The 4,061-nt window shown below is 56.5% G+C and carries 6 protein-coding genes; 5 read left to right on the top strand and 1 reads right to left on the bottom strand.

The window, feature by feature from the left end:
- Positions 1-208: 208 nt before the first annotated feature.
- The 5 genes from FJ320_12840 to FJ320_12820 all read left to right on the top strand — a co-directional run bounded on the left by FJ320_12840 (position 209) and on the right by FJ320_12820 (position 3,324).
- Positions 209-424 (top strand): DUF2277 domain-containing protein, encoded by a 216-nt coding sequence (locus tag FJ320_12840; protein MBM3926830.1) that lies wholly within the window; start codon positions 209-211, stop codon positions 422-424.
- A gap of 63 nt (positions 425-487) precedes the next feature.
- Complete coding sequence (locus tag FJ320_12835; GenBank protein ID MBM3926829.1) at positions 488-955, top strand: VOC family protein; 468 nt, start codon at positions 488-490, stop codon at positions 953-955.
- 192 nt (positions 956-1,147) lie between these two features.
- The gene (locus FJ320_12830; GenBank protein MBM3926828.1) at positions 1,148-1,492 is read left to right on the top strand and encodes a hypothetical protein; all 345 of its coding nucleotides are present in this window, start codon (positions 1,148-1,150) and stop codon (positions 1,490-1,492) included.
- Positions 1,492-2,799, top strand: a complete 1,308-nt coding sequence (locus tag FJ320_12825; GenBank protein MBM3926827.1) for an MFS transporter — start codon at positions 1,492-1,494, stop codon at positions 2,797-2,799. The genes FJ320_12830 and FJ320_12825 overlap by 1 nt, the downstream gene beginning before the upstream one ends.
- 18 nt (positions 2,800-2,817) lie before the next feature.
- Positions 2,818-3,324: a gamma carbonic anhydrase family protein gene (locus FJ320_12820; protein ID MBM3926826.1), complete on the top strand. Its 507-nt coding sequence runs from the start codon at positions 2,818-2,820 to the stop codon at positions 3,322-3,324.
- Positions 3,325-3,490: 166 nt separating this feature from the next.
- Here the strand turns inward: FJ320_12820 and rpiB are convergent, their stop codons facing one another.
- Complete coding sequence (gene rpiB / locus FJ320_12815) at positions 3,491-3,991, bottom strand: ribose 5-phosphate isomerase B (protein MBM3926825.1); 501 nt, start codon at positions 3,989-3,991, stop codon at positions 3,491-3,493.
- Positions 3,992-4,061: the final 70 nt, after the last annotated feature.

Below are 4,061 nucleotides of genomic sequence, written 5' to 3'. Positions count from 1 at the left end.
ATCAACCGTTCGGGCTTGCCAGGAGCCATGCGGGGCGACCATGCTGAGCGACGGTCTAATGAGACCGAGAATGAAACGGCCTGCCCCGCCGGCATCGCTGTGCTTGGAGAACAGTTTAGACCTTTTTTAAGATACAAGAATGACAATACGTATACTTTTCATTAGCCTCGAACCTCAACTACTACCAGGCCTCTAAAGGGGACAAACGATGTGCAGGAGTATTAAGACGTTACGTGTGGCGGCTGCGCCTGCGTCCTTTGAGGATGTGAACGCCGCGGCGCTACAGTTTGTGAGAAAGATAAGCGGGTATCGGAAGCCGTCGCAGGCTAATGAGGCGGTTTTCAACAGAGCAGTGGAGGAGATTGCGCTCTCGGCGCAGAAGTTGTTGGAATCGCTGGCGCCGGCGAGGGGGATGAAGGCTTGACTCATCGTGTCCAAGGCGTAAACTTCAATATATGAACAATATATAGAAGATCTGGGGGGCGTTATGGTCAAGCCTAAGAGGTTAGGACATGTGTTTTTGTGGGTAAAGGATGTGGCACGCTCCAAGGAGTTTTACTCGAAGGTGCTGGGGCTGACGGTCAATCGCTATACGCCCGGAAAGAGCGCCTTTCTTTCGGCTGCCGGCGACTCGTCGCATGAGCTGGCGATTGGGCAGGTGGGGATGGACGCGCCGGGGCCGTATCGTCGGCACGTCGGGCTGTATCATTACGCCTGGGAGATGGAGTCCTTTGACGACCTGAAGGCGATGTATCGACGTATGAAAGATTTGAACGTGAAGATTGTCGGTATTGGGGACCACGGGACATCCATGGGGGTCTATTTCCACGATCCCGACGGGAATGAGGCGGAGGTGTTCTACGAGCTGCCTCAAGACCGGTGGTTGGATAAGGATGGCAAGGAGCTGAAGCATTTCCCAGGCGCGTTGGAGGAGGAAACGGTCCGGGCTGCGTAAGCGCTCGCCGCCAGAACTCATTGCTCCAGACACGATCTCATAAACCCTTCCTTAAGCCCCGCCTTTACCAGGTGGGGCTTGTTGCGTCATGCAGATTTTATGGGCGCGGTCCCATTTACAGCGGACACGCGTGCAGCGCCGTCCCGCGAATATTTAGTTAGGTATAGTGAACAGGAGGCCCCTTCACAACGCGTGATGGACAACATGTTAGTTGTTATTAATCGGGATACCATCATCCCCTTTGTCCCCTTCTTCCAGCAGGAAGAAGGGGAGGGAATTATTAGGATCACCTCATCACCCTCCTTCGACATACTCAGGACGGCGTCTAGCTCCCTCTTCTCCTTTGCAATAGGAGAAGAGGGAGAACCCAAGGGGAGGGACCTCAACCCCGTCTGTTTTAAGATTCGTGTTCTTATGAGCCAAGCCCTTGATGTACATCACGCGTTCATTGGGGGAGAGAACCTGAAGGAGCCAGGCACCTCGCTACCCTGCCTCGGTTGTAATACCAGCAACCGAATAGAGTCTCAGATCCAGTAATGGCTACATTGGCTATATCCAAGGTTAGGGGCGTTTTCTATGGCTGGTGGATAGTGCTGGCGGGGCTTATCAGTTTGTCCATGTCGTCGGGCCTGTTTAACAATGGCTTCGGGTTCTATTTTGAGCCGATGAGGAAGGAGTTCGGGTGGAGCAGGACGGTGCTGTCGGGGGCGGTATCGCTGTCGCGGTTGGAGAGCGGGTTTTTGGGGCCGATCGAGGGTTATTTCATACAGAGATTTGGACCACGGATAGTTATGGCTACCGGCGTAGTCATCTTCGGGATAGGCTTTATCATGCTGAGCCTGGTGGACTCGGTGGCGATGTTTTACATTTCGTTCCTTTTCCTGGCCCTAGGCACTACCCTGAGCGGGTGGACGCCTATGACGGCGAGCGTGAATAATTGGTTCCGGCGGAACCGAGCCAAGGCTATCGGTATGGCGATGCTTGGGCTGGGACTTGGCGGCGTGCTGTATTCCCCGTTTGTGGCGAGGTCGGTGGACAAGTGGGGATGGGAGACGACGGCGCTGTTCTCGGGGATTATTATCATGGCGGTCGGGCTGCCTATTTCCCGACTCATGCGCTACAGTCCGGAGCCTTATGGCTACCTACCTGACGGCGAGAGTCCCGGGGCCGCAGACGGTTCGCAGAAGAAGGGAGCCAAGAAGGCGTCCAAAGGACAAGCCACAGTTGAGAAGGACTTCACGGTGAAAGAGGCCCTTAGAACTCGATCCTTCTGGCTGATGTCTATTGGGCACTCTATGGCGCTGGTCATGATCTCAGCCCTCAGCTTGCATTTGGTGCCGTATTTGGAGTCGGACCTAGGATTCAGCCGAGGGCGGGCGGCGCAGGTGGTGATGATGGTGGCGGGGGTAAACATGTCGTTCCAGTTCATCGGGGGTTTTTTGGGGGACCGCTACCCGAAGAATTACCTGGCGATGGCGACGATGATTGGGCATGGGACGGGGGCGCTGCTGCTGGCGACGGCGGACAGTTTTGGGCAGGTGCTGGCGGCCGGGGTGGTGCACGGGATGGCGTGGGGCGTTCGCGGGCCGGTGCTGACCTCTATGCGCGGGGAGTATTTTGGGAGAAAATCCTTTGCCATGATTATGGGTTTCTCATCGGTGGTTATGATGGTGGGGCAGGTGATAGGCCCCATATTTGCCGGTTTTATGGCGGACCATTACAGCTACAGCAGCGCGCTTTATGTTATTTCCGGGTGCGCCGCCGTGGGGGCGATACTTTTCTTTTTCTTACGCAGCCCGCAGCCGAAAGCTATTGTGTCTAACCCGTCGAATGAAAAAACATAAGCATACTGGAGGTTCGCATTGATACGAAGCCTGGGTAACAAAACGCCTAAGGTGCATCCTACAGCTTGGGTCAGCGAGGCGGCGTATGTGGTGGGGAACGTAGAGATTGGGGAACACGCCAGCATCTGGCCGGGGGTTACTATTCGAGGGGATGGGGAGGGGAAGATTGTGATTGGGGCGTATGTGAACATTCAGGAGAACTCCGTTATACACAATAACCAGATGGTGATTGAGGACTATGTTTCCATAGGGCATTGCGTGGTGGTGCACTGCGAACGCATCGGCGAAGGGTCGTTGATGGGGAATAACAGCACGATACTGAATCGGACGACGGTGGGGAAGCGGTGCCTGGTGGCGGCGAACGCGGTGGTGCTGGCGGGACAGGATGTGCCGGATGAGTCGTTTGTGACGGGGGTGCCTGGGGAGGTGAAGCGGAAGGTTACGCAGGCGCAGGTGGAGAGGATGCGCCGGACGGCGACGGGGATGGCGAAGAGGGGGCAGGAGTTTAAGGGGGCGGGGTTATAGGGAAACCCCATTCCTAAACTTCCCTGCTGAAGAGAAGGAGTCTTAGTCGGGTTGGTTTTGATACAGATACCTTGGTGCTAGCGTTTCACCCTCACCTTAATCCTCTCCCATCAAGGGAGAGGAAAGAAGAAAGAAGGTTCATAAAGCCAGCCCCACTGACGATCTTCTAGCGTTTGTTGGCTGGTCTGGAGGACTTGAGGCTTTCGGCTTCAATGGCGAGGAGTTTGTTGAGGCGGCGGCGGTAGCGGCCTTCGTCTATGAAGCGGGCGTTGAGGAAGGCGGAGACGATTTCTTTGGCGAGCTCAATGCCGATGATGCGGGCGCCCATGCATATGACGTTCATGTCGTCATGTTCCACGCCCTGGCGGGCGGAGTAGGTGTCGTGGCAGAGGGCGGCGCGGATGCCGGGAACTTTGTTGGCGGTGATGCTGGCGCCGACGCCGCTGCCGCAGATTACCAGGCCCTTTTGCGCCTGGCCGACGGCGACGGCTTTGGCGACGGCGTAGGCGAAGTCGGGATAGTCGTCGGCGGGGTCATTGGAGTAGGCGCCGAGGTCGAGGACTTGATAGCCCTGGGAGTGGAGCCATTTTTGCAAGTCGACCTTGAGGGGGAGGCCGCCATGGTCGGCGCCAATAGCGATTTTTAGTTTGGTGGGGTTGGTGTTCATGGGGCCTGGACAGTCTAGGGGAGGCGGGTGTCTTAAGGCAAGGGGCAGATGTCACCGCGGGGGGGGCTTG

The organism is SAR202 cluster bacterium (assembly GCA_016872285.1).
Lineage (GTDB): Bacteria > Chloroflexota > Dehalococcoidia > Lucifugimonadales.
This window is presented reverse-complemented; position numbering and strand designations above follow the sequence as displayed.